Here is a 24713-nt window from a genome sequence, read left to right as displayed (position 1 = left end):
TCACGCCATGAATGTTCTGTCTTCCGTCGATACCAAGAAGGCTGAGGCTGCCGAGGTCGTAGATGAGCTCTGGTACAAGGACGCCATCATCTACCAGCTCCACGTCAAAGCCTTCGCCGACAGCAACAATGACGGCATCGGCGACTTCGCCGGGCTGACCGAGCGACTGCCCTATCTGCAGGAGCTCGGCGTCACCGCGCTGTGGCTGCTGCCGTTCTACCCGTCGCCCGGCCGCGACGACGGCTACGACATCGCCGATTACGGCGCTGTCAATCCCGATTTCGGGACGATGAAGGATTTCAAGCGCTTCATCCAGGAAGCGCAGAAGCGCGGCTTGCGCGTCATCACCGAGCTCGTCGTCAACCACACCTCGGACCAGCACAAATGGTTCAAGCGCGCGCGCCGCAGCCATCCGGGCTCGAGCGCGCGCAACTGGTACGTCTGGAGCGACACGGACCAGAAGTACCAGGGCACGCGCATCATCTTCACCGACACGGAGAAGTCGAACTGGACCTGGGATCCGGAGGCCGGCGCATTCTACTGGCACCGCTTCTTCTCGCACCAGCCCGACCTCAATTTCGACAATCCGCGCGTTGTCAGCGCCATCATCCAGGTGATGAAGCGCTGGCTCGATGCCGGTGTCGACGGCTTCCGCCTCGATGCCATTCCCTATCTGTGCGAGCGCGAGGGCACCTCGAACGAGAACCTGCCCGAGACGCATGCGATCATCAAGCGCCTGCGCCAGGAGCTGGACGCGTATTCCAAGGGCAAGCTGCTGCTGGCCGAGGCCAATCAATGGCCGGAGGACGTGCAGGAATATTTCGGCCGTGGCGACGAGTGCCACATGGCCTATCACTTCCCGCTGATGCCGCGCATCTACATGGCGATCGCCCAGGAAGACCGCTTCCCGATCACCGACATCCTGCGCCAGACGCCGGATATCCCGGCGAGCTGCCAATGGGCGCTGTTCCTGCGCAATCACGACGAGCTCACGCTGGAGATGGTCACCGACGTCGAGCGCGACTATCTCTGGACCACCTACGCCAACGATCCCCGCGCGCGCATCAATGTCGGCATCCGCCGGCGCCTTGCGCCGCTGATGGACAACGACCGGCGCAAGATCGAGCTGATGAACTCGCTGCTGCTGTCGTTCCCGGGCACGCCGATCATCTATTACGGCGACGAGATCGGGATGGGCGACAACATCTATCTCGGCGACCGCAACGGCGTCCGCACGCCGATGCAATGGAGCCCGGACCGCAACGGCGGCTTCTCGCGCTGCGACCCCGCCCGCCTCTACGCGCCGCTGATCATGGATCCCGTTTACGGCTATGAATCCGTCAACGTGGAGGCGCAGTCGCGCAGCCTGTCCTCGCTGCTCAGCGCCACCAAGCGGCTGATCTCGGTGCGGAAGTCGACGCTCGCCTTCGGCCGCGGCAGCATGACCTTCATCCGCCCGGCCAACCGCGCCGTGCTCGCCTATGTCCGCCAATACCGCGACGAGGTGATCCTCTGCGTCGCCAATCTGTCGCGCGCCGCGCAGGCGACCGAGCTCGACCTGTCGCCGTGGAAGGACCGCATCCCGCAGGAGATGCTCGGCCGCACGCGCTTTCCCGCGATCGGCGAATTGCCCTACATGATCACGCTGGGGCCCTACGGCTTCTACTGGTTCCAGCTTCAGGAGCGCGACAAGTCCGAGCCGGTTGTGCCGCGCGCGGTGCCGGAATTCGAGACGCTGGTCGTGCCGGTGAACTCGAATTGGGTCTCGCTCGCCCGCGAGCGCGGCGTGTTCGAGCGCGACGTGCTGCCGGGCTTCCTGTCACGGACGCGCTGGTATCCCGAGAACAATCCCAAGCACATCCGGACCACGCTGACCTCGGCGGTGCCGTTCAGCGACATCGGCGACAACAGACCCTGGATCGCGTTCTTCGAGACGACGCGGGACGAGGTGACGACGCGGTACGTGATGCCCATGCAGATCGAATGGGTGCGTTTCGACCGCGAGCGCTTCAACCCGAAGGCGCTCGCCGCCGTCCGCCAGGGCGCACGCGAAGGCACGCTCCTCGACGTCGCGACCGAGCAGATCTTCATCGGTCTGTTCTTACGAGGGCTGTCGCAAAACCTGGTGGTGGACGAGAACAATCTGCGGCTCGAGTTCAAGGCGACCAGCCGTTTCGCCGACTACACCATCAAGGAGCCCGAACGCATCCGCGCCATCGAACAGTCGAACAGTACCGCGCTGGTCGACAACAAGTACGTTGCCAAGATTTATCGGCGGCTGGAGAGCGGCATCAGCCCCGAGATCGAGATCGGCTACTATCTCACCGAGGTCGCCCGCTTTGCCAATACGCCGGCGCTGCTCGGCAGCGTCGAGCTGGTCGACGGCAACCAGCGCAGCGCGCTCGGCGTGCTGCATGCCTATGTCGAGAACCAGGGCGACGGCTGGACCGTGACGACCGGATATCTCGACCGCTATATCGACGAGCAGCGCGTGGCGCCCGCCGATGAGATGCCGCGCGAAACCCAGGAGCAGGCGCCCTATCTGCATTTCATCGCGCAGATCGGCCGGCGGCTCGCCGAGCTGCATGTCGCTCTCACCGCGGCAGAGCCCGCCGATCTCGCCCCGGAGCCGATCGACTCCGCCCAGATCAAGGCTGCGCTCTCCGACCTCAAGGCGCGTGCCGAGCGGATTCTCGAGCTGCTTGCCGACAGCCGCGACGGGCTGCGGGAGATGGACCGGCCCCTGATCGACCGGCTCATCGCTGCACGCGCGGACCTGTTCGACCGCCTCAATGCGCTCTTGCCATCCGAGATCGGCGGGTTGAACATCCGTCATCATGGCGACTTCCGGCTCGGGCAAACTCTGATCGTGAAGGACGATATCTTCATCATCGACTTCGACGGCGATCCGCGTGTGCCGCTGGCCAACAAGCGCCGCAAGGCGCCGGCCGCGCGCGACGTCGCCGGCCTGATCCATTCCATCGACCTTTCTGTGAACGTGGCGCTGAGCCGCGCGCTCACGGGTGCTTCCGACGAGCAGGACCGGCTCGCGGCCGCCCTCGACGAATGGCGCGAGCGCGCCACCGCGACCTTCCTGTCCGCCTACCGCGAAGCCATGACCGATCGGAGGCTGTGGCCGGACGATCGGTCCTGCGCGGAAGGCCTGTTGAGATTTTTCCTCCTGGATCGAGCGTTCCACGACGTAGAGTACGAGCTGTCCCGCCGGCCTGAGGGGCTGCATGCGCCGCTGACCGGACTGCTTCGCATTCTGTCAAGTGCCGAGAGCGAAGCCCATGCCTAAACTGCCTGCAGAAGCCTACGCGATCATCGAAGGCCGCCACTCCGACCCCTTCCACTATCTCGGGCTGCATCCCGAGGGCGGAAAGAGCGTTGTCCGCGCGTTTCTGCCCGAGGCCACCAATGTCGAGGCGGTCGGCGACCACGGCGAGGTCGCGCCGCTCGATCGCGTCCACGATTCCGGCCTGTTCATCGGCGCCCTGCCCAACGGCTCGAAGCACTACCAGCTGCGCGCGAAGTTCGGCAACGACGTGGTCGAGTTCGAGGATGCCTACCGTTTTCCGCCGATCCTGACCGATTTCGACCTCTATTTGCTCGGCGAAGGCACCCATCAGCGCCTCTACGACAAGCTCGGCGCGCATCCGATGCGGCTCGAAGGCGTCGACGGCATCGGCTTCGTGGTGCTGGCGCCGAATGCGCGGCGCGTCTCCGTCGTCGGCGACTTCAACTTCTGGGACGGGCGGCGCCATCCGATGCGGGTGCGCGGCAACGGCTATTGGGAATTGTTCATCCCGCATGCGAAGGCCGGCGATCACTACAAGTTTGAAATCGTCGGACCGCATGGTCATCTGCTGCCGCTGAAATCCGATCCGATGGCATTTGCCAGCGAGCTGCGGCCGAAGACGGCCTCGATCGTGTTCGACGAAGCGCGCCTGCCGCGACCGCGCCCGGCGCCTGAAGGCATCAACGCATTGTCGGCGCCGATGTCGATCTACGAGGTGCATCTCGGCTCGTGGCGGCGCAAGGACAACAATGAATGGCTGACCTATCGCGAGCTGGCCGAGCAGCTGCCGGCCTATGCCCGCGACATGGGCTTCACCCATCTCGAATTCCTGCCCGTGAACGAGCATCCGTTCGATGGCTCCTGGGGCTATCAGCCGACCGGCCTCTATGCGCCGACCAGCCGTTTCGGCGGCCCCGAGGATTTTGCCGCCCTGATCGATGCCTGCCACCGCGAAGGCATCGGCGTGCTGCTCGACTGGGTGCCGGGTCACTTCCCCGACGATCCGCACGGGCTCGGCCATTTCGACGGCACCGCGCTCTACGAGCACGCCAACCCGCTCCAGGGCCGCCACCTCGACTGGGGCACGCTGATCTACAATTACGGCCGCACCGAAGTGACGAACTTCCTGGTGTCGAATGCGCTGTTCTGGATGGAGCGTTACGCCATCGACGGCCTGCGCGTCGATGCGGTCGCGTCCATGCTCTATCTCGACTACAGCCGGCCGCCCGACGCCTGGATCCCGAACCAATATGGCGGGCGGGAGAACATCGAGGCGATCAACTTCCTGCGCCGCTTCAACACGGAAGTGTTCGCCCGCTTCCCGCAGGCAACCACCGCCGCCGAGGAGTCCACCGCCTGGCCCCAAGTCTCGCGCCCGGTCGAGTTCGGCGGGCTCGGCTTCGGCTACAAGTGGAACATGGGCTGGATGCACGACACGCTGAACTACATCAGCAAGGATCCGATCCACCGCAAGCATCACCACGGCGAGATCCTGTTCGGCCTGCACTATGCGTTCTCGGAGAACTTCATCCTGCCGCTGTCGCACGATGAGGTCGTGCACGGCAAGCGCTCGATCCTCGGCCGCATGCCCGGCGACGAGTGGCAGCGCTTTGCCAATTTGCGCGCCTACTACAGCTTCATGTTCGGCCACCCCGGCAAGAAGCTCTTGTTCATGGGCGCCGAGATCGCGCAGAGCCGCGAATGGAATCACGACCAGTCGCTCGACTGGCATCTGCTCGAATACAAGGTCCATTCCGGCGTCCAGGCCTTGATCCGCGACCTCAACCGGCTCTATCGCGCGGTTCCGGCGCTGCACCAGATGGATTGCGAGCAGGCCGGCTTCGAATGGCTGATCACCGATGATGCCAACCGCAACGTCTTCGCCTGGCTGCGCAAGGGATTCGACGAGCACGCGCGGTGTGTCGTCATCATCAACTTCTCGCCTAACGTCTACCAGAACTATCGCGTTCGCGTGCCCTTCGGCGGCAAGTGGAAGGAAGTTCTCAACTCCGATTCCGCCCATTACGGCGGCAGCAATGTCGGCAATGTCGGCGAGGTCCATGCCGAGGGCGGCGAGCTGCGCCTCACCATTCCGCCGCTGGCTGCGATCTTTCTTGTTCCGGAAAGCTGATCGATGCGCCTGACTGCCGGATCGCCCGCACGGCTCGGCGCAAGCTGGGACGGACGCGGCACCAATTTCGCGCTGTTCTCCGCCAACGCGCAGAAGGTCGAGCTCTGCCTGTTCGACACCCAAGGCCGCCGCGAGCTCGAGCGCATCGAGCTGCCCGAGAAGACGGAGGATGTCTGGCACGGCTATCTCAACGACGTCTCGCCGGGCCAGCTTTACGGCTATCGAGTGCACGGCCCCTACGAGCCCGAGCACGGCCATCGCTTCAACGCCAACAAGCTGCTGCTCGACCCCTACGCCAAGCGGCTTGCCGGGCGTCTGGTCTGGAGCGATGCGCATTTCGCCTACCGCACCGGAAGCCCGCGCGAGGACCTGTCGTTCGACCGGCGCGACAATGCGCGCGGCATGCCCAAGGCCGTCGTGGTCGACGAGACCTTCAACTGGGGCCGCCGCGAGATCCGGCCGAATATTCCCTGGGAAGACACGATCATCTACGAGGCCCACGTCAAGGGCCTGACCCAGAAGCGCGAGGACGTGCCGCCGAATCTGCGCGGCACCTATGGCGGCTTGTCTTCACCGGCAATGATCGATCACCTCAAGAAGCTCGGCGTCACCACGGTCGAGCTGCTGCCGGTGCACAGCTTCGTCGACGACCGCATCCTGGTGGAAAAGAAGCTCGCCAATTACTGGGGCTACAACACGCTGTCGTTCTTTGCGCCCGAGCCACGCTACGCCCAGGACAACGCGCTCGATTCCTTCCGCACTACGGTGGCGCGGCTGCACGATGCCGGCATCGAAGTGATGCTCGACGTCGTCTACAACCACACCGCCGAGGGAAATCATCTCGGTCCGACGCTGTGCTATCGCGGCATCGACAACGCCTCCTATTATTGGTTGAACCGCGAGAACCCGCGCTATTACGACGACTTCACCGGATGCGGCTCGTCGGTGAACCTCGCCCATCCGCGCGTGCTGCAGATGGTGATGGATTCCCTGCGCTACTGGGTCGAGGTCTGCCATGTCGACGGCTTCCGCTTCGACCTCGCCACCACGCTGGCGCGCGGGCCGAACGGTTTTGACCGCGGCAGCTCGTTCCTCACCGCGATCCGGCAGGATCCGGTGCTGGCTGCCGTCAAGCTCGTCGCCGAGCCGTGGGACCTCGGCCTCGGCGGCTACCAGGTCGGAGCCTTTCCCTCGCAATGGTCGGAATGGAACGACCGCTATCGCAGCGCCATGCGCCGCTACTGGAGCGGTGAAGGCAGCCTGATCGGCGACATCTCCAGCCGAATGACCGCATCCTCCGACTTGTTCAACCACGACGGACGGCGGCCGCGCGCCAGCATCAACCACATCACCGTCCACGACGGCTTCACGCTCGCCGACCTCTTCAGCTACAACGAGAAGCACAACGAGGCCAACGGCGAGGACAATCGCGACGGCTCCAACGACAATCACAGCAACAATTGCGGCGTCGAGGGCCCGACCGATGATCCTGGCATCATCAACCTGCGCCGCCAGCTGCGCAAGAACGTGCTGGCCTGCCTGATGCTGGCCCAGGGCGTTCCGCTGATCCTCGCCGGCGACGAGGTCGGCAACTCGCAATCTGGCAACAACAACGCCTATTGCCAGGACAACGAGGTCGGCTGGGTCGGCTGGGACAATCTCGGCAAGGACGGCGACGACATGATCGACTTCGTTGCCCATCTCGCCGACATCCGCCGCCGTTTCTCACAGTTGCGCAGCCATCGCTGGCTCGACGGCCGCCCCAAGGACGGCGTCTCCTACGGCGCATTGTGGCTGACGCCCGCCGGCAACGAGATGACGGAGAGTGACTGGACATTCCCGGATGGGCGGTTTCTCTCCTATGTGATGGGCCCGATGGAACCGGGTGGGGCTGCGATCTTTATCGTACTGAACGCCGCTCCCGAAGAGATCGCATTCAAATTGCCCAAAATGACCGAATACAAGAGCTGGCAGCAGCTGCTGAACACGACCGATGCCAAGCTGAATACGATCGACTTCCTGCCCGGGAGCGACAGCAAGGCGCCGCCACGCTCCGTGCTCGCCTTCGCAGGCGCGCTATGAGGCCATCCTTCGGGGCGAGGCCGACCAAGGACGGCGTGTCGTTCCGGCTGTGGGCGCCGGCCGCGCGCCGCGTCGATCTCCTGCTCGACCGCAGGCACGCGATGCAGCGCCGGCAGGATGGCTGGTTCGTCGCCGAGATCGCCGGCTTGTCATCTAGCAGCAAGTACAAGTTCAGGATCGACGACGACATCGACGTGCCGGATCCCGCTTCGGCCTTCCAGCCCGACGACGTGTTCGGCCCGAGCGAGGTGATCGATCACGATGCCTTCGTCTGGCGCGCACGCGATTGGCGCGGCCGTCCCTGGGAAGAGACGGTGCTGGTCGAGACCCATGTCGGCACCTTCACGTCCGAAGGCAGCTATCGCGCCATGATCGACAAGCTCGATCACCTCGCCGCGACCGGCATCAATGCGCTGGAATTGATGCCGCTCGCCGATTTCGCAGGCCGCCGCGGCTGGGGCTATGACGGCGTGCTGTGGTACGCGCCGGACAGCGCCTATGGCCGGCCCGAAGACCTGAAGACGCTGATCGACGAGGCGCATCTGCGCGGGCTGATGGTGTTCCTCGACGTCGTCTACAATCATTTCGGACCGGAAGGAAACTACCTTGGCCGTTACGCGCCGACCTTCTTCACCGATGCGCACACGCCGTGGGGCAGCGCGATCGATTATCGCGTGCCGCAGGTGCGAGCCTTCGCCGTGGAGAACGCGCTGTCCTGGCTCGGTGACTACCGCTTCGACGGCCTCAGGCTCGACGCCGCCAACCACATCATGGCTGTCCCGGGCGAGCAGTCCATGCTGCAGGACCTCAGCGTTGCCACCGGCGAGCTCGCCAAGGCCACGGGACGTCACATCCATCTCGTGCTGGAGAACGGCGACAACCTCGCCAGCCTGCTCGATGCCGCGCAGGATCCGCCGAACGGCAAATATCGCGGGCAGTGGAACGACGACTATCATCACGTCTGGCACGTGATGCTGACCGGCGAGCATGCCGGCTACTATGGCGATTACCAGACGCCGCGCATGGATCTGGCGCGCGCGCTCGCCTCCGGCTTCGTCTATCAGGGCGAGATCTCGGAATTCTGGGGCAAGAAGCCGCGCGGCGAGCCGAGCGGCCAGCTGCCGCCGGCGACCTTCGTCAATTTCCTGCAGAATCACGACCAGATCGGCAATCGCCCGCTGGGCGAGCGGCTGGAAAGCCTGGCATCGCCACAGCAGATCGAGGCCGCGCTCGCGGTCACCCTGCTCGCGCCGATGGTGCCGATGCTGTTTCAGGGCGAGGAATGGGGCTCGAAGGTCCCCTTCCCGTTCTTCTGCGATTTCCAGGGCGGGTTAGCCGATGCCGTGCGCAAGGGACGCAAGCGCGAATATGCATGGGCTTACGAGAAATACGGCGACGAGGTGCCCGACCCGCTCGATCCGGCAACACTGCAATCGGCCGTGCTCGACTGGACCGGCCGCACGCCGCAACAGGAAGCGCGGCTCGCGCTGGTGCGGGAGTTGCTCAGCGTCCGTCACAAGCAGATCGTGCCGCGGCTGAAGGGCGCAAGCTTCGGTGATGCCGAGGCGGCCGACAACGGCCTCGTCACCGCACATTGGCGCATGGGCGACGGCACCACGTTGCGTCTTGTCGCCAACCTGTCGGATCACGAGATCACCTCCAGCGTCAGCGCGGGCACGCCGATCTGGGGCGGCGGCGCCGGCGAGCGGCTCACGCCCTGGTCGGTGGTTTGGCGCCTCGGAGGTTAGAATGCCTCCCGCCATTCCGCTCGCGACCTACCGGCTCCAGCTCACCGCGGATTTCGATTTCGACAAGGCCGCCGCGGTCGTTCCCTATCTCAAGGCGCTGGGCATTACGCATCTCTACGCCTCGCCGGTGATGAAGGCCCGCAAAGGCTCGACCCATGGCTACGACACCGTCGATCACGGCCAGTTCAATCCCGAGCTCGGCGGCGAAGCCGGCTTTACGCGGCTGAGCCAAGCGCTTCAGCAGCACGATCTCGGGCTCATCATCGATTTCGTCCCCAACCATGTCGGCGTGCATTTTGCCGACAATCCGTGGTGGCTCGACGTGCTGGAATGGGGCCAGGCCTCGCCGCACGCGGCGTCCTTCGACATCGACTGGGACCAGCTGGCCTACCGCGCCCGCGGCGGCGTGCTGCTGCCGATCCTCGGCGCGTCCTACGGCGAGGCGCTGGAGCGCGGCGATATCGAGCTGCGCTACGACCCGGACGAAGGGACTTTTTCCGCCTGGTATTTCGAGCACCGCTTACCGATCGCGCCGGAGCGCTATGGCGAGATGCTGCGGATTGTCGTCAAGGAGGCGGACGCGGCGGAAACGGAGCCCGGCAAGCGCCTGCTCTCGCTCGCGACCCGCACCACGGGGCTGCGGCGCCCCAATCGCAAGGAAGCTCCCGGCTTCAAGGCCGAGCTCAAGGAGATCGCAGGCGCCGCCGACATCATCAAGCGCGGCCTTGCCGCCTATCGCGCCGGCAAGGACCGCCCGGCACAGACACTGACGCTGCATCACCTCCTGGAGCGCCAGCACTACAAGCTCGGGCACTGGCGGCTTGCTTCCAGCGACATCAATTATCGCCGCTTCTTCGACGTCAACGGCCTCGCCGGCCTGCGCGTCGAGGACGCGAGCACGTTTGCCGCTACGCACCGGCTGGTGAAGCAGCTCATCGCCGACGGCAAATTGCAGGGAATCCGGCTCGATCACATCGACGGCCTCCGCGACCCCGCGCAATATTGCCAACGATTGCGCCGCCTGGTGCGCGACGCGCAGGGCAACGCAAAGCCCTTCTACACCGTGATCGAAAAAATCCTGTGCGAGCACGAGCGCCTGCCGCATTTCGCCGGCGTCCAGGGCACCACGGGCTATGAATGGATGAACGTCATCACCCACGTGCTGATCGATCCCAAGGGACTGGAGGCGCTGGACGAGACCTGGCGGCAGATCAGCAACCGGCCGCCGCGGCTTGTGCCTTACGTCAAGGACGCCAAGCGGCGGGTGCTGGAGACGCTGCTCACCAGCGAGTTCACCGTGCTGACGCGCCTGCTCGCGCGCATCGCCAACGGCCATTATTCGACGCGCGACTTCTCGGCCGACAGCCTGCGGCAGGCGCTCGAGCTCTATGTGTTGCATTTCCCGGTCTATCGCACCTACCTGACGCATAGTGGCCCGACCGCAGCGGACCGCAAGCTGATCGACGACACCATTGCGCGCGCCCGCCGCGACTGGTTCGCCGCCGACGAAGGCATTTTCGACTTCCTGCGCGATGCCTTGACCATGGACCTGCTCAAGCCGGGCCGTCCGCCGCACAGCGCCCCGCGCGTGCGCCGCTTCGCGCTGAAGGTGCAGCAATTCACCGGCCCGATGATGGCAAAGTCGCTGGAGGACACCGCGTTCTATCAATTCCACCGGCTGCTGGCGCTGAACGAGGTCGGCGGCGACCCCGCCAGCACCGGCCTCAGCATTCCCGCCTTCCACCAGGCCATGCAGGCCCGCGCCAGGGAATGGCCGCAAGGCATGACGGCAACCGCCACCCACGACACCAAGCGTGGTGAGGATGCGCGCACGCGCATCGCATCGCTCAGCGAGATTCCCGGTGAATGGACCAGCGCAGTGGCGCGCTGGAAGGTGCTGAACGCGCCGCACCTCACGCTGCACGGCAATTTCCGCGCGCCGTCGGCAACGTTTGAATACATGCTCTACCAGACCCTGCTCGGCGCCTGGCCGCTTCAAGCGCCGGCCGATGCCGCCTTCATCGAGCGCATCCAGGCCTATGCCCTCAAGGCCGCGCGCGAGGGCAAGGAGGAGACGAGCTGGCTCAACCCTCATGAAGCGTATGAGAACGGGATCCGCGATTTCATCGCGAAGATCCTCGACCCCGACCAGTCCGCGGAATTCCTTCAGGCCTTGCAGACGCTGGCGCGCCGCGTCGCGCTGCTCGGCACGTTGAACTCGCTGAGCCAGCTCACGCTCAAGGCGACGCTTCCGGGCGTGCCGGACTTCTATCAAGGCACCGAATTCTGGGACCTGTCGCTGGTCGATCCCGACAACCGCCGCCCGGTCGACTTCGCCGCGCGCCACGCGGCGCTGCCATCACTGGAAGCGCCGGACTGGAGCGGCCTGATCAAGAGCTGGCCGGACGGCAAGCTCAAGCTGGCCTGGACGCGGCATCTGCTCAAGCTACGGAACGAGCTGGCCGACGTCTTCGCGCAGGGCGACTACCAGCCGCTGGAGGTACGAGGCGCCCATGCCGACCATGTCATCGCCTTCGCGCGTCGTCAGGGCCGCGCCGCCGCGATCGTCGTCGTCGGCCGTCATTTCACGCCGTTCACCCAAGCCGGCCGGGAATGGCCCGCACTCGAAGCTATCGACGCCACCATCGACATCACGGGCTATGCCGTGCCCGGCCTTGCCGGCAACGACTTGCCGCTCGCGCAGGCCTTCCGTGACTGTCCTGCCTTGGTCATCGCGGCCCGAACGGCGAACGCCGTCAGGGCGCCGCGGCAACGCGTGCGCGCCTGAAGTTACTTCTCCCCGTCCTTGGTCAGCAGCAATTGGCCGCGCTTCCTGATCGTGGCCTGCGCCATCTCGGCGAACCGCTGCAGCAGCCAGGGCAGCACCACCTCGACCCGGACCTGATCGTCGCCGACATCGACCTGCCCCGTCGCGACCTGGCCGAGCGCGCGGATGCGGAAGGCCATAGTGTCGCCGCTCCAGCGTTCCTCCTCGACCTGCATCACCGGAATGCTCGCCGCGGCGCGGCCAAGCCCCATCTTGAGCCGGCGCACCGCCTCCTCACGGCCGAGACGATGCGGAATCGAGACGACGAGCGGTGCTGACATGGGTCCTGCCTTTCTGACTGACGTCACATAGTCATGTCGCGTCCACCAACAAAGGTTCCATGCAAGTTGATCCCCCGGCCGTGTTTCAAAGCCGGAACTTTACAACCTGCGGCAAGTTGCTCCCGCACAACGGGACAGGTTGCAATGACCCTTCTTACGAAGGGCTGGAGGAGATTCGCATGTCAATCGGCACGATCATTCTGATCATCTTGATCATCGCCCTGCTCGGCGGCTTCAGCGGCATCGGCGGCGGGCCGTTCTATGGCACCGGCTATTACGGCGGCGGCGGCCTCGGGCTTGTCATCGTCATTCTGCTGATCCTGATCCTGATGGGAAGGATCTAGTACTGGCTCCGTAGGGTGGGCTAAGGCGCAACGCGCCGAGCCCACCACTTCGCTCGAACGAAACAAGGTGGTGGGCACGCTCCGCTTTGCCCACCCTACGACACCCGCCTTCCCCGCAACAGCGGCAGACCTACTTCACCTTCCCCGCCAGCTTCTTCATCGCGGCCTTGATCGACACGGCTGCATCCTCATACCCCTCCCATGCCTTCGATCGCGCCAGCAGGGCCGGCACGGTGCGCAGCGTATAGCGCTTGGGATCGAGGTCGCTCTTCACCTGCGCCCAGGTCACCGGCATCGAGACCGTGGCCCCGGCGCGCGCTCGGGGCGACAACGGGGCCACCGCCGTCGACATGCGGTCGTTGCGCAGATAATCCAGGAAGATCTTTCCCTTGCGCAGCTTCTTCGACATGTTGAGCAGATAGCGCTCGGGATCGTCGTCCGCCATCCACTGGCAGACGCCTTGGGCAAACGCCTTGGCCTCCTTCCAGCTCACCTTGTCGCGCGCGCCATGGAGCAGCGGCACCACGACGTGAAGGCCCTTGCCGCCGGTGGTCTTGCAGAAGCTGTCCATGCCGATATCGACGAGCCGCTGCCGCATCTCCTTCGCCGCCTCGACGACGTCGGCAAAGTCGACGTCGGGCGCGGGATCGAGATCGAACACCAGGCGGCCCGGGGTATCATAGGCATAGGGCGCGCAGTTCCAGGGATGCAGCTCGACGCCGCCGATCTGCGCCACCGCGGCGAGCCCTTCGATCCGGTCGATCTGAAGATACGGCTTGCGGTCACCGGAGACCCGCGCGAGCTCAAGAAGGTTCGACGTTCCCTGCATCGCATGGCGCTGGAAGAAGCATTCGCCCTTGATTCCGTCGGGCGCGCGGATCAGCGAACAGGGCCGGCCCTTGAGATGCACGATCATCCATTCGCCGACGGCTTCGAGGTAGCGGGCAAGATCCAGCTTGGTGACGGCACCACCATCGCCGTCATCCGGCCAGAGCTCCTTGTCCGGCTTGGAGATGACGACACCCATGACCTCGGCATTTTGAGCGGCCTGCTTCGAGCGCCCGCCCGCCTTGGTGCGCGCCGCCTTCCTGGCCCGGGGCTCGGCGAGCTCGGTGTCGACGGGCGTCTCGGCCTCGACCTCCTCCGCCGCCTTGTCCTGCCGCAAGCCCTTGAAGGCCGCCTGGCGAATATTGCCGTCGGCCGTGAAGCCCGCGAACTCGATTTCGGCGACGAGCTCCGGCTTCAGCCAATGCACGTCCCGCGTCTTCTTCGGCGCGTTCTTGCCGCCGAACGGGCTTTCCTTGCTCTCAACCGCCTTCAGCGCCGGCATGATGCGCTTGACTTTATCAGCGCCAAAGCCGGTACCGACCATGCCGACGAAGGCGAGATGATCGCCGCGCTGCACGCCTGCCATCAGCGAGCGGAATTTGCCGTTGGTGGTCTTGTAGCCGCCGATCACCACCTCGTGGCCGGCGCGGCATTTCGACTTGACCCAGCTCTCGGTGCGCCCCGAACGATACGGCGCGTTCAGCTTCTTCGACACCACCCCTTCGAGCTCGAGCTTGCAGGCCGATTGCAGCACCGCATCGCCGCCGCTCTCGAAATGCTCGACATAGCGGATCTGAGTCGATTTCCGCTTGCGCGCTTCCAGCAGCTTCTTGAGCTGCGCCTTGCGCTCCCCAAGCGGCAGCCGACGGTAGTCCTGCCCTTCCGCGAAGAGCAGATCGAAGGCGAAGAAGATCAGGTCGTCAGTCTTGCCATCGGACAGCGCAGCTTGCAGCGAGGAGAAGTTCGGCGCGCCGTTATGGTCGAGCGCGACGATCTCGCCGTCGATCATCACGTCCGGCAGCGCGGCGGCTTCCTCGGCGATGGAGGCGAACTTGCTGGTCCAGTCGAGACCCTTGCGCGTCTTCAGCGTCGCCTCGCCGTCCTCGACCCGGAGCTGGACGCGATAGCCGTCGAACTTGATTTCGTGGCACCAGCCCTCGTCTCCGGGCGGCCGCTCGACCAGCGTGCAGAGCTGCGGCGCAACGAAATCCGGCATCTCAGACACCGTCTTGGCCCTCGTCGCGGTCGCGGCAGTTTTCTTCGCCGCTTTGCCGCCCTTCAACGCGGTGCGCGGCGACGGCTTCACCGTCCGCCCTTTCGTCTCTTCCGCGCGGTTGGACTGCCAGACCGCGTCGGCCTTGCCCTTGGTCCCCTTCGCCAGCATGAACGGCTTCGGCGCGCGGCCCTTTCCCTCCGCGATCTGTTCCATCGCCCGGCCCGAGGCGACGGACTTGTCCTGCTCGAGAATATCGTTGTCCGCGCCTTCGCGGACATACTCGTCACGATGCTTGATCAAGAGCCAGTTGGTCCGCTTCTCGCCGCCGCGGTTGCGCATCCGCACCAAGACCCAGCTTCCCTGCAGCTTGTCGCCATGGAGCGTGAACTTCAGGTCGCCTTTCTTGAAGCCGGCTTCCGGATCGTCCGATTCCCAGGTGCCGCGGTCCCACAACATCACGGTGCCGCCGCCGTACTGGCCTTCCGGAATCGTGCCTTCGAAATCGCCGTAATCGAGCGGATGGTCCTCGACTTCGACGGCCAGCCGCTTGTCGTGGGGATCAAGCGAAGGCCCCTTCGTCACCGCCCAGGACTTGAACACGCCGTCGAATTCGAGCCGGAGGTCGTAGTGCAGCCGGGTCGCATCATGCTTCTGGATGACGAAGCGCCGCTGTTTCGATGGCGCCACGGCGGTCTTGCCCGAAGGCTCCGGCGTCTTCTCGAAGTCCCGCTTCTGTCGGTAGGTGGAGAGTTTCTGCAGCACGTCCAGTCCCGCTTCTCGTTCGGCACTTGAAGCCTATCACGGCGAAAGTCCCGCCCGGAACCAAAACCCGATGGGACGGTTGGGGTTCCAAAACGCCTTGAAAACGCTGGAGAATGGAATGGCCCCGCGCGCCTACTGGAAGGGAACGTTGAAGCTGTCGCTGGTCAGTTGCCCGGTCGTGCTCTATCCGGCGACCACCGCGGCCGAGAAGACGCGGTTTCACCTGATCAACCGCGAGACCGGGAACCGGCTCAAGCAGCAGATGATCGATTCCGAGACCGGCGACGTCGTCGAGAGCGACCAGAAGGGCCGCGGCTACGAAGTGCGCAAGGGCAAATACGTCGAGATCGAACCGGAGGAGCTCGAGGCAGTCCAGATCGAGAGCAATCACACCATCGACATCGAGAGCTTCGTGCCGCGCGAGGAGATCGACCAGCGCTTCCTCAACCACCCCTACTACATCGCCCCCGACGGCAAGGCCGCGGTCGACGCCTTCGCGGTGATCCGCGACGCCATGAAGGACCAGGAGCGCGTGGCGCTCGCTAAGATCGTTCTGACCAATCGCGAGCACGTCATGGCGATCGAGCCGCGCGGCAAGGGCCTGCTCGGCACCACGCTGCGCTTCCCTTACGAGCTGCGCGAGGAGGACCAGTTCTTCGACGACATCAAGAGCCCGAAGATCACCAAGGACATGGTCGAGCTCGCCGGCCACATCCTGCAGACCAAGGCGGCGCATTTCGATCCCAGCAAGTTCAAGGACGAATACGAGGATGCGCTGAAGGCCCTGGTGAAGCGCAAGGCCAGCGGCAAGAAGATCGAGCTGCCCGAGCCCGAGGAGCGGCCGAGCAACGTCGTCAGCCTGATGGACGCACTGAAGCAGAGCCTGAAGGGACGCGGCGGGAAGAAGACGGCGGCGAAGTCGCACGCGCGCCGCGCGACGGGACGGCACCGAAGTGCGAAGAAGGCGCACCGTTCGACGGCAAGGCACAGGAAGGCGGGTTAGTTCGTCATTCCGGGGCGATGCGAAGCATCGAGCCCGGAATCCATCGTGCCAAGCGCGACGGGCAGAGAAATGGATTCCGGGCCCGCGCCAACGGGCGCGTCCCGGAATGACAGCCGGGGTCTATTCCCCCGCCTTCAGCCGATACCCGATCCCCGTCTCCGTCAGCACGTATTGCGGCTGCTCCGGATCGGCTTCGATCTTCTGGCGAAGCTGGCGGACATAGACGCGCAGATATTGCGCGTCGGTCAATTCGTCCCACAGCTCCTTCAGCAGGAAGCGGTGGGTGAGCACCTTGCCGGCGTGCTGCACCAGCACGCGCAACAGGTCATATTCCTTCGGCGAGAGCTTCACCTCGCGATCCCCGACCTTGACGATGCGGCGAACGAGATCCACCGAGAGATCGCCGGTGCGGAACACCGGACGCTCGCCCTTGACCTGAAGCTGGTGACGCAGCGCGGCGCGCAGGCGCGCCAGCAGCTCCTCCATGCCGAACGGCTTGGTGAGATAATCGTCGGCGCCGAGATCGAGCGCCTGGACCTTGCCGGCTTCGTCGCCGCGGCTCGACAGCACCACGATCGGCACGCCGTCGTTGCGGGCGCGGATGGTGCGGAGCAGCTCATGGCCTTGAACGTCGGGCAGGCCGAGATCGAGAATGATCAGCGCAGGCTCCTCGCCAAGTTTCTCCAGCGCCGTCTTGCCGTTCGGCGCTTCCAGGATTTCGTAGCCCTGGGTCGTCAGCCCCATTCGCAGCAATTTGCGGATCGGCGGCTCGTCGTCGATGACCAGGACCTTGATCGGAGCAGCGCTCATGCGGCGGTATCCAATGCGTGGCTCTCTGCCGGAACCGGCAGGCGAATGGTGAGGACCGCGCCGCTCCGCTCGCTGCGATTGGCGGCGGAGATCGTGCCGCGCATCGCCTCGACGAAGCCGCGCGAGATGGCAAGCCCGAGCCCGGTGCCGGGACGGACGTGATCGCCCTTCTGCACGCGATAGAACTTGTCGAATACGCTCTCGAGCTCGTCCGGTGGAATGCCGGCGCCCTCGTCGACGACCTCGAGCACGACATGAGCGCTGTCGCGCCGGCCGCGGATCGAGATCGTGGTTTCGGGGGGCGCGTATTTCGCGGCATTGTCAAGCAGGTTGAACAGCACCTGCTCGAACAGCACGGCGTCGAGCTGGAGCATCGGCAGATCGGCGGCCAGCACCAGCTCGACCTTGTGGCGGCTGAGGATCTTGCTGGCGCGCCGGAGCGCGCTGCCGACGATCTCGCTGAGATCGTGCAGCGCTGTGTTGGGCACGATGGCGCCGGATTCGAGCTTGGTCATGTCGAGCAGATTGGCGATGAAGCGGTTGAGCCGCTCGGATTCGTCGATCACGGTGGCGAGCAAATCGCGCTTCTCGGTGTCCGAGAGCGCACCGGCGAGATCGCGCATGGTGGAGGCCGCCCCTAACACCGAGGCGAGCGGCGTCTTCAGATCGTGCGAGATCGAGGTCAACAGCGCCGAGCGCAGCCGCTCGGATTCGACGGTGCGCTTGACGCGGTCCATGTCCTCGACCAGCAGCACACGCTCGATCGCGAGCGCGCCCTGGTCGACCAGCGCATCGAGCAGCCGCCGCTGGTCCGGCGTCAGCAGCGGGCCGGTACGATCGTTGTCGATGCCAATCACACCGATCGGGCCCCGCCCGGTGCGCATCGGCAGAAACAGCCGCTTGGCGCCCGGCAAGGTATCCGAGCCGCGGCCGGCGGGACGATCGTTGCTCCAGGCCCAGTTGGCGGCGGCAAGATCGGCCTGGTCAAGCTCGTCCTCGGGCGGATAGCCTGATTTCACCGTCAGCAGGCCTTCATCCGGCAACAGCAGCACCACGCGGACCTTGAGCATCAATGCGGTCTGGTAGGCACTGGCCCACAAGACATCGTCCAGCGTGGCAGTACCGGCGAGCTTGCGGCTGAAGGCATAGAGCTGCTCGGTCATCCTGATCCGGCCGATCGCGGTGTCGGCCTGGATGCGCACGCGCGCCGCGACATTGGAGACGATCATCGCCACCACCATGAACAGCACGAAAGCGGCGACATTGGTCGGGTCGGTGATCGTGAAGGTGTAGATCGGCGGGATGAAGAAGAAATTGTAGCAGAGCGAAGCCGCCACCGTGGCCAGCAGCGAGGGCCACAGGCCGTAGCGCACGGCAACCGCGACGACCGAGGTCAGCAGCACGAGATCGACGTTCTCGATGCCGAAATAGGGCTGGATCAGCTTGGCAGCGCCGAGACCCACAAGCACGATCCCAAGCGCCTTGAAAAAAGGCAAAGGATCGAACGGCTCGGATCGTGCGGCGGTCTGCACCGCCATCTTGGGCGCGGCCTCTCCGGAAAGCTCGCTGCCGGGGATGACGTGAACGCTGATATTGCCCGCACGCCGTACCAGGTCGTGCACGACCGAGCCGCGCGTCATCTCGAACCAGCGCGAGCGCGTCGACTTGCCGATCACGATCTGGGTGACGTTGTTGCCGTGCGCGAAACCGATGAGATCGTCAGCGATGCGGCGGCCGACGGCGGGAATGGTCAAGGCTTCGCCGCCGAGCGATTCCGCGAGCCGCAGCGTATCGGCCAGTCGATCCCGCTCCTCGTCGGACAATTGCAGCGATCGCCGCGTCTCGATCGAAATCGCGGTGAACGGCGCATGCAGCCGGTCGGCCAATCGCTTGGTGTAGCGCACGAGGCCGGCCGCGCGCGGGTCCTCGCTGACGCAGACCAGGATGCGCTCACCCGCGGCCCAGGGCCCCGGAATCGCATTCGCCTGCATGTGGTTGAGCAGCTGCTCGTCGACCCGCTCGGCGGTGCGCCGCAGTGCGAGCTCGCGCAGCGCCGTGAGATTGCCTGGCGAGAAATAATGCTCCAGCGCCCGCTCGGCCTGCTTGGGCACATAGACCTTGCCCTCCTTCAGGCGCTGGATCAGGTCGTCGGGCGTGAGGTCGATCAGCTCGATCGCGTCGGCGCGGTCGAACACCGAATCCGGCACGGTCTCGCGCACCCGGACATGGGTGATCTGGGCAACGACGTCGTTCAGGCTCTCGATGTGCTGGATGTTGACGGCGGTATAGACGTCGATGCCGTGCGAGAGCAGCTCCTCGACGTCGAGATAGCGCTTGGGATGGCGGCTTCCGGACGCATTGGTGTGGGCGAGCTCGTCGACCAGCGCGATCTGCGGCCGCCGCGCGATCACCGCGTCGAGGTCCATCTCCTCGACGATCTGGCCGCGGTAGTCCAGCCTCTTGCGCGGGACCACTTCGAGGCCGCGCACCAGCGCCTCGGTCTCGGCGCGGCCATGAGTCTCGACGAAGCCGACCACGACATCGATGCCGGCCTTGCGCTTGGCCTGGGCGCTTTGCAGCATCTCGTAGGTCTTGCCGACGCCGGGAGCGGCGCCGACGAAGATCTTCAGCCTGCCGCTCGCACCCTCCTCCCGGCGCGCCGCTTCCAGCAAGGCCTCCGGGGACGGACGTTGTTCGGGATCGCGGCGCTCTCGGACCATCTTGCCAGTATAATCACCCCTACACTGCGAGCCTAGACGGCTACTTCGCGGCCATGCGATCGAGCGCGAGATTCAGCGCCAGAACGTTAACCCTGGGTTCGCCGAGCAGGCCGAGCAGGCGGCCTTCGGTGCTGGCGGTCACGAGCTGCTTGACCTGATCCTCGGGCAGATTGCGCGCCTTCGCCACGCGCGGCACCTGGAATTGCGCCGCTTCCGGCGAGATGTTCGGATCGAGGCCGCTGGCCGACGTCGTCACCAGGTCGACCGGCACCGAGGCGTTCGGGTTTTCGTTCCTGAGCTTGTCCACATCGTCCTTCAACCGGTCGGCCAGCGCCTTGCTGGTCGGACCGAGATTGGAGCCACCAGAATTGGCGGCGTTGTAGGGCGCGGGCACCGTCTTGGTCGAATCGTTCGGGTCCGGCGCCAGCGTCGCCGACGGGCGGCCATGGAAATATTTGTCGTCCTTGAACTCCTGTCCGATCAGGGCGGAGCCGATCACCTTGCCGTCCTTCTCGATCAGGCTGCCTTGCGCCTGCACGGGAAACAGCGCGCCGGCAATACCGGTCATGGCGAGCGGATAGGCAAGTCCCGTGATGGCGGTGAGCGCCAGCAACAGGACGATGGCGGGGCGGATTTCTCTGAGCATGTTCGGTCTCCTGTGTCTTCCGTCATTGCGAGCGAAGCGAAGCAATCCAGGGTCTTTCCGCGGAGGCAGTCTGGATTGCTTCGTCGCTTCGCTCCTCGCAATGACGGGGTTAAGCCAAGTGCAAGGCGGTCACCGCGAGATCGATCGCCTTGATGCCGATGAAGGGAATGACGATGCCGCCGAGCCCGTAGATCAGGAGATTGCGGCGGAGCAGCGCGCCGGCGCCGACGGCGCGATAGGCGACGCCCTTCAGCGCCAGCGGGATCAGTGCGATGATGACCAGCGCGTTGAAGATGATCGCCGACAGGATGGCGCTCTGCGGGCTCGACAGGTTCATGACGTTGAGCACGCCAAGCTGCGGGTAAAACGCCAGGAACATCGCCGGGATGATCGCAAAATACTTGGCGACATCGTTGGCGATCGAGAACGTGGTCAGCGCACCACGCGTCATCAGGAGCTGCTTGCCGATCTCGACCACCTCGATCAGCTTGGTCGGGTTGGAGTCGAGGTCGACCATGTTGCCGGCCTCGCGGGCGGCTTGCGTGCCGGTGTTCATGGCGACGCCGACATCGGCCTGGGCGAGTGCCGGCGCGTCGTTGGTGCCGTCGCCGCACATCGCCACCAGCTTGCCCTTGGCCTGCTCGTCGCGGATCAGCTTGAGCTTGTCCTCGGGCGTTGCCTGCGCCAGGAAATCATCGACGCCGGCTTCTGCCGCGATGGCGGCGGCGGTCATCGGGTTATCGCCGGTGATCATGATGGTGCGGATGCCCATGCGGCGCAGCTCGGCAAAACGCTCGCGGATGCCGCCCTTGACGATGTCCTTGAGCTGGATGACGCCGAGCAGCTTGCCGTCCTTGGCAACCGCAAGCGGAGTACCGCCGGCCTTGGAGATCTCGTCCGCAATGGCCTGGATTTCGCGGCCGACCTCGGAAAGTGCGGCAGGCTGAAGCGCCCGCGCGGCGTTGCCCGAGGCAACCGCCAGCGGTGCACCGCCGCCGACATAGTTCAGCATGGCATCGACCGCGCCCTTGCGCACCGACGAGCCGCCGGCGTCGACTCCGCTCATGCGGGTCTGCGCCGTGAACGGCACGAAGGTCGCGCCGAGCTCGGCCATGTCGCGGCCGCGGATGCCATACTTCTCCTTGGCCAGCACGACGATGGAGCGGCCTTCCGGCGTCTCGTCCGCCAGCGAGGCGAGCTGGGCGGCATCCGCCAGTTCCTGCTCGGTGACGCCGCGCACGGGGCGGAAGGCGGTCGCCTGCCGGTTGCCGAGCGTGATGGTGCCGGTCTTGTCGAGCAGCAGCGTGTCGACATCGCCGGCGGCCTCGACCGCGCGGCCCGACATCGCCAGCACGTTGAAGCGCACCAGGCGGTCCATGCCGGCGATGCCGATGGCCGACAGCAGCGCACCGATCGTGGTCGGGATCAGCGTCACGAACAGAGCCACCAGCACGACCACCGAAATCGAGCCGCCGGCATAGGCGGCGTAGCTCGGGATCGTCACGGTGGCGAACACGAAGATGATGGTGAGGCCGGCGAGCAGAATGTTGAGCGCGATCTCGTTCGGCGTCTTCTGCCGTTCGGCGCCCTCGACCAGCTTGATCATGCGGTCGATGAAGGTCGATCCCTGCGCTGCGGTGATGCGCACGCGGATCCAGTCGGACAGCACCTGCGTGCCGCCCGTCACCGCCGAACGGTCGCCGCCGGATTCGCGGATCACGGGTGCGGACTCGCCGGTGATGGCGGCCTCGTTGACGGAGGCGACACCCTCGATCACTTCGCCGTCGGAAGGAATGGTGTCGCCGGCCTCGACCAGCACGAGATCGCCGACCTTCAGGCTCGTGCCCGGGACCAGCTTGAAGGCCTGGCCGGCGCCGCTCAGGAGCTTGGCCTGGCTCTCGGTGCGGGTCTTGCGCAGCGTCTCGGCCTGCGCCTTGCCGCGGCCTTCGGCCACCGCTTCGGCGAAGTTGGCGAACAGCACCGTGAACCAGAGCCAGAGGATGATCTGGAAGGTGAAGCCGAGGCCCGCGCCGCCCGTGACGACATCGCGGAGGAAGATCACCGTGGTGAGCGCGGCCACGATCTCGACCACGAACATCACTGGGTTCTTCACCATCAGCCGCGGGTCGAGCTTGGTGAACGAGGCCCGGATCGCGGGGACCACGATCCTGGGATCGAGCATCGCCGACATCGGGGGGCGCTTTTGCAGTTTCATCGTATCCATGGAGGTCACTCCAACAACCAGATTCAGAACACTTGGCCGGCGTTCATCGCGAGATGCTCGACGATGGGACCGAGTGCGAGCGCCGGGAAGAAGGTCAGGCCACCGATGATCAGGATCACGCCGACCACGAGGCCGACGAACAGCCCGCCGGTGGTCGGGAAGGTGCCCGCCGACGGCGGTACCGACTTCTTGGCCGCGAGCGAGCCCGCAATCGCCATCGCCGGAACGATCATGAAGAAGCGGCCGACGAACATCGCGCTGGCGAGCGTGAGGTTGTAGAAGAACGTGTTGCCGGTGAGGCCTGCGAAGGCCGAGCCGTTGTTGCCGGTGGCCGACGTGAAGGCGTAGAGCACCTCGGTGAAGCCGTGCGGGCCGGCATTCGCCATCGAGGCGACCGCCGCCGGATAGACCACGCCGACCGCGGTCCAGCCGAGATACATCAGCGGCAGGATCAGGATCGCGAGCATCGCCATCTTGACCTCGCGGGCCTCGATCTTCTTGCCGACATATTCCGGCGTACGGCCGACCATCAGGCCTGCGACGAAGATCGCGAGAACGACGAACAGCAGCATGCCGTATAGGCCGGCGCCGACGCCGCCGACGATGATCTCCCCTAACTCCATGTTGATCAGCGGGACCATGCCGCCGAGCGTGGTGAAGCTGTCGTGCATGGCGTTCACGGCACCGCAGGACGCGGCGGTGGTGATCACGGCGAAGAGCGAGGACGCGACGATGCCGAAGCGGACTTCCTTGCCCTCCATGTTGCCGCCGGTCAGGCCGAGTGCATGCAGGGTCGTGGTGCCGCTGGCTTCAGCCCAATAGCAAACGGCGACGCCTGCGACGAACAGCACGCCCATCACGGCGAGAATCGCCCAGCCCTGGCGCTGGTTGCCGACCATGCGGCCGAACACGTTGGTGAGCGCCGCGCCGAGCACGAAGATCGACAGCATCTGCACGAAATTCGACAGCGCGGTCGGGTTCTCGAAGGGGTGAGCGGCATTGGCATTGAAGAAGCCGCCGCCATTGGTCCCGAGCATCTTGATCGCGACCTGCGAGGCGACGGGGCCGACTGCGATGGTCTGCTTGGCGCCCTCGAGCGTGGTCGCTTCGACGTAGTCGCCAAGTGTTTGCGGGATGCCCTGCCAGACCAGGAACAGCGTGAACACGACACAGATCGGCAGCAGGATGTAGAGCGTGCAGCGGGTCACATCGACCCAGAAGTTGCCGATTGTGCGCATCGACGCGCGGGCAAAGCCGCGGATCAGGGCAACCGCGAGCACGATGCCGGTGGCCGCTGACAGGAAATTCTGGTGCGTCAGGCCGACCATCTGGGTCAGATAGGAAAGCGTGCTCTCGCCGCCGTAGTTCTGCCAGTTGGTATTGGTGATGAAGGAGATCGCGGTGTTGAAGGACAGATCCTCGGCGACCGCGGATTGGCCGGCTGGATTGAACGGCAGCACGGCCTGCAGCCGCATCAGGCCGTAGATGATGAGGAAGCCGCCGACATGAAACAGCAGCATCGCGACCGTGTAGGTCAGCCAGTGCTGCTCGCGCTTCTCGTCGACGCCGGATATCCAGTAGATGCCGGCCTCGATCGGGCGCAGGACGGGCGACAGGAAGGTGCGCTCGCCGTTGAACACGCGCGTCATGTACCAGCCGAGCGGCTTGGTCAGCGCGACCACGATCGCGCAATAAAGAATGATCTGGAACCAACCGATCGCAGTCATGGCATTAACCCTTCAGGCTTTTGGTCCGGCGCAAAAGCGGCAGGAGCAGCGCGAGCAGGCCCG

At 65.2% G+C, this 24713-nt stretch carries 14 protein-coding genes; 7 read left to right on the top strand and 7 right to left on the bottom strand.

The genetic code is table 11. The features are described from left to right. Window positions 1-7: 7 nt before the first annotated feature. The 5 genes from treS to treY are packed head-to-tail and all read left to right on the top strand — an operon-like array spanning window position 8 to window position 12050. Window positions 8-3301: a maltose alpha-D-glucosyltransferase gene (gene treS / locus I6F12_RS00965; RefSeq protein ID WP_225155293.1), complete on the top strand. Its 3294-nt coding sequence runs from the start codon at window positions 8-10 to the stop codon at window positions 3299-3301. After that, window positions 3294-5432 carry a 1,4-alpha-glucan branching protein GlgB gene (gene glgB / locus I6F12_RS00960; protein WP_225155292.1) on the top strand — a complete coding sequence of 713 codons (2139 nt, stop codon included), beginning with the start codon at window positions 3294-3296 and terminating at the stop codon, window positions 5430-5432. The genes treS and glgB overlap by 8 nt, the downstream gene beginning before the upstream one ends. A gap of 3 nt (window positions 5433-5435) precedes the next feature. Then, window positions 5436-7514: a glycogen debranching protein GlgX gene (glgX, locus tag I6F12_RS00955; protein WP_225155291.1), complete on the top strand. Its 2079-nt coding sequence runs from the start codon at window positions 5436-5438 to the stop codon at window positions 7512-7514. Continuing rightward, entirely contained in the window at window positions 7511-9262 is a 1752-nt protein-coding gene (treZ, locus tag I6F12_RS00950; protein WP_225155290.1) for a malto-oligosyltrehalose trehalohydrolase, read from the top strand. Before glgX ends, treZ begins: the two co-directional genes overlap by 4 nt. Window position 9263: 1 nt before the next feature. Then, window positions 9264-12050, top strand: coding sequence for a malto-oligosyltrehalose synthase (gene treY / locus I6F12_RS00945; RefSeq protein WP_225155289.1), 2787 nt, complete (start codon window positions 9264-9266; stop codon window positions 12048-12050). 2 nt (window positions 12051-12052) lie between these two features. Here the strand turns inward: treY and I6F12_RS00940 are convergent, their stop codons facing one another. Next, window positions 12053-12370, bottom strand: coding sequence for a polyhydroxyalkanoic acid system family protein (locus I6F12_RS00940; RefSeq protein ID WP_225155288.1), 318 nt, complete (start codon window positions 12368-12370; stop codon window positions 12053-12055). A 179-nt stretch (window positions 12371-12549) separates the two neighbouring features. Between I6F12_RS00940 and I6F12_RS00935 the strand changes: the two genes are divergently transcribed. Next, the gene (locus I6F12_RS00935; protein WP_009798696.1) at window positions 12550-12714 is read left to right on the top strand and encodes a DUF3309 family protein; all 165 of its coding nucleotides are present in this window, start codon (window positions 12550-12552) and stop codon (window positions 12712-12714) included. A gap of 130 nt (window positions 12715-12844) precedes the next feature. Here I6F12_RS00935 and ligD read toward each other — a convergent pair whose 3' ends face one another. Further along, window positions 12845-15520, bottom strand: coding sequence for a DNA ligase D (gene ligD / locus I6F12_RS00930; protein ID WP_225155287.1), 2676 nt, complete (start codon window positions 15518-15520; stop codon window positions 12845-12847). A 118-nt stretch (window positions 15521-15638) separates the two neighbouring features. On the opposite strand from ligD, the gene I6F12_RS00925 reads away from it, so the two are divergent. Then, complete coding sequence (locus I6F12_RS00925) at window positions 15639-16523, top strand: Ku protein (RefSeq protein ID WP_225155286.1); 885 nt, start codon at window positions 15639-15641, stop codon at window positions 16521-16523. A gap of 120 nt (window positions 16524-16643) precedes the next feature. On the opposite strand, the gene I6F12_RS00920 is transcribed toward I6F12_RS00925, so the two are convergent. The 5 genes from I6F12_RS00920 to kdpA all read right to left on the bottom strand — a co-directional run bounded on the left by I6F12_RS00920 (window position 16644) and on the right by kdpA (window position 24650). Next, window positions 16644-17333 (bottom strand): response regulator transcription factor, encoded by a 690-nt coding sequence (locus I6F12_RS00920; RefSeq protein WP_036027320.1) that lies wholly within the window; start codon window positions 17331-17333, stop codon window positions 16644-16646. After that, a complete protein-coding gene (locus I6F12_RS00915; RefSeq protein ID WP_225155285.1) occupies window positions 17330-20053 on the bottom strand; it encodes a sensor histidine kinase KdpD in 2724 nt (907 codons plus the stop codon). Before I6F12_RS00915 ends, I6F12_RS00920 begins: the two co-directional genes overlap by 4 nt. Before the next feature lie 40 nt (window positions 20054-20093). Next, complete coding sequence (locus I6F12_RS00910; RefSeq protein ID WP_225155284.1) at window positions 20094-20699, bottom strand: K(+)-transporting ATPase subunit C; 606 nt, start codon at window positions 20697-20699, stop codon at window positions 20094-20096. A 109-nt stretch (window positions 20700-20808) separates the two neighbouring features. Beyond that, window positions 20809-22923, bottom strand: coding sequence for a potassium-transporting ATPase subunit KdpB (gene kdpB, locus I6F12_RS00905; protein WP_225155283.1), 2115 nt, complete (start codon window positions 22921-22923; stop codon window positions 20809-20811). Window positions 22924-22946: 23 nt separating this feature from the next. Next, the gene (kdpA, locus tag I6F12_RS00900) at window positions 22947-24650 is read right to left on the bottom strand and encodes a potassium-transporting ATPase subunit KdpA (RefSeq protein WP_225155282.1); all 1704 of its coding nucleotides are present in this window, start codon (window positions 24648-24650) and stop codon (window positions 22947-22949) included. Between the last annotated feature and the right edge of the window lie 63 nt (window positions 24651-24713).

This window comes from Bradyrhizobium sp. IC4059, assembly GCF_020193615.1.
In the GTDB taxonomy this organism is placed as follows: domain Bacteria; phylum Pseudomonadota; class Alphaproteobacteria; order Rhizobiales; family Xanthobacteraceae; genus Bradyrhizobium; species Bradyrhizobium yuanmingense.
The sequence above is the reverse complement of the archived record's forward strand: the minus strand, read 5'-3'. Positions and strand labels throughout refer to the sequence as shown.

Bases quoted from the DNA above. Each gene is read 5' to 3' on its own strand.
- I6F12_RS00925 (WP_225155286.1), top strand. From the start codon at position 15,639: ATGGCCCCGCGCGCCTACTGGAAGGGAACGTTGAAGCTGTCGCTGGTC.
- I6F12_RS00940 (WP_225155288.1), bottom strand. From the start codon at position 12,370: ATGTCAGCACCGCTCGTCGTCTCGATTCCGCATCGTCTCGGCCGTGAG.
- I6F12_RS00915 (WP_225155285.1), bottom strand. From the start codon at position 20,053: ATGGTCCGAGAGCGCCGCGATCCCGAACAACGTCCGTCCCCGGAGGCC.
- I6F12_RS00935 (WP_009798696.1), top strand. From the start codon at position 12,550: ATGTCAATCGGCACGATCATTCTGATCATCTTGATCATCGCCCTGCTC.
- I6F12_RS00920 (WP_036027320.1), bottom strand. From the start codon at position 17,333: ATGAGCGCTGCTCCGATCAAGGTCCTGGTCATCGACGACGAGCCGCCG.
- kdpB (WP_225155283.1), bottom strand. From the start codon at position 22,923: ATGGATACGATGAAACTGCAAAAGCGCCCCCCGATGTCGGCGATGCTC.
- glgX (WP_225155291.1), top strand. From the start codon at position 5,436: ATGCGCCTGACTGCCGGATCGCCCGCACGGCTCGGCGCAAGCTGGGAC.
- kdpA (WP_225155282.1), bottom strand. From the start codon at position 24,650: ATGACTGCGATCGGTTGGTTCCAGATCATTCTTTATTGCGCGATCGTG.
- treY (WP_225155289.1), top strand. From the start codon at position 9,264: ATGCCTCCCGCCATTCCGCTCGCGACCTACCGGCTCCAGCTCACCGCG.
- I6F12_RS00910 (WP_225155284.1), bottom strand. From the start codon at position 20,699: ATGCTCAGAGAAATCCGCCCCGCCATCGTCCTGTTGCTGGCGCTCACC.
- treS (WP_225155293.1), top strand. From the start codon at position 8: ATGAATGTTCTGTCTTCCGTCGATACCAAGAAGGCTGAGGCTGCCGAG.
- glgB (WP_225155292.1), top strand. From the start codon at position 3,294: ATGCCTAAACTGCCTGCAGAAGCCTACGCGATCATCGAAGGCCGCCAC.
- treZ (WP_225155290.1), top strand. From the start codon at position 7,511: ATGAGGCCATCCTTCGGGGCGAGGCCGACCAAGGACGGCGTGTCGTTC.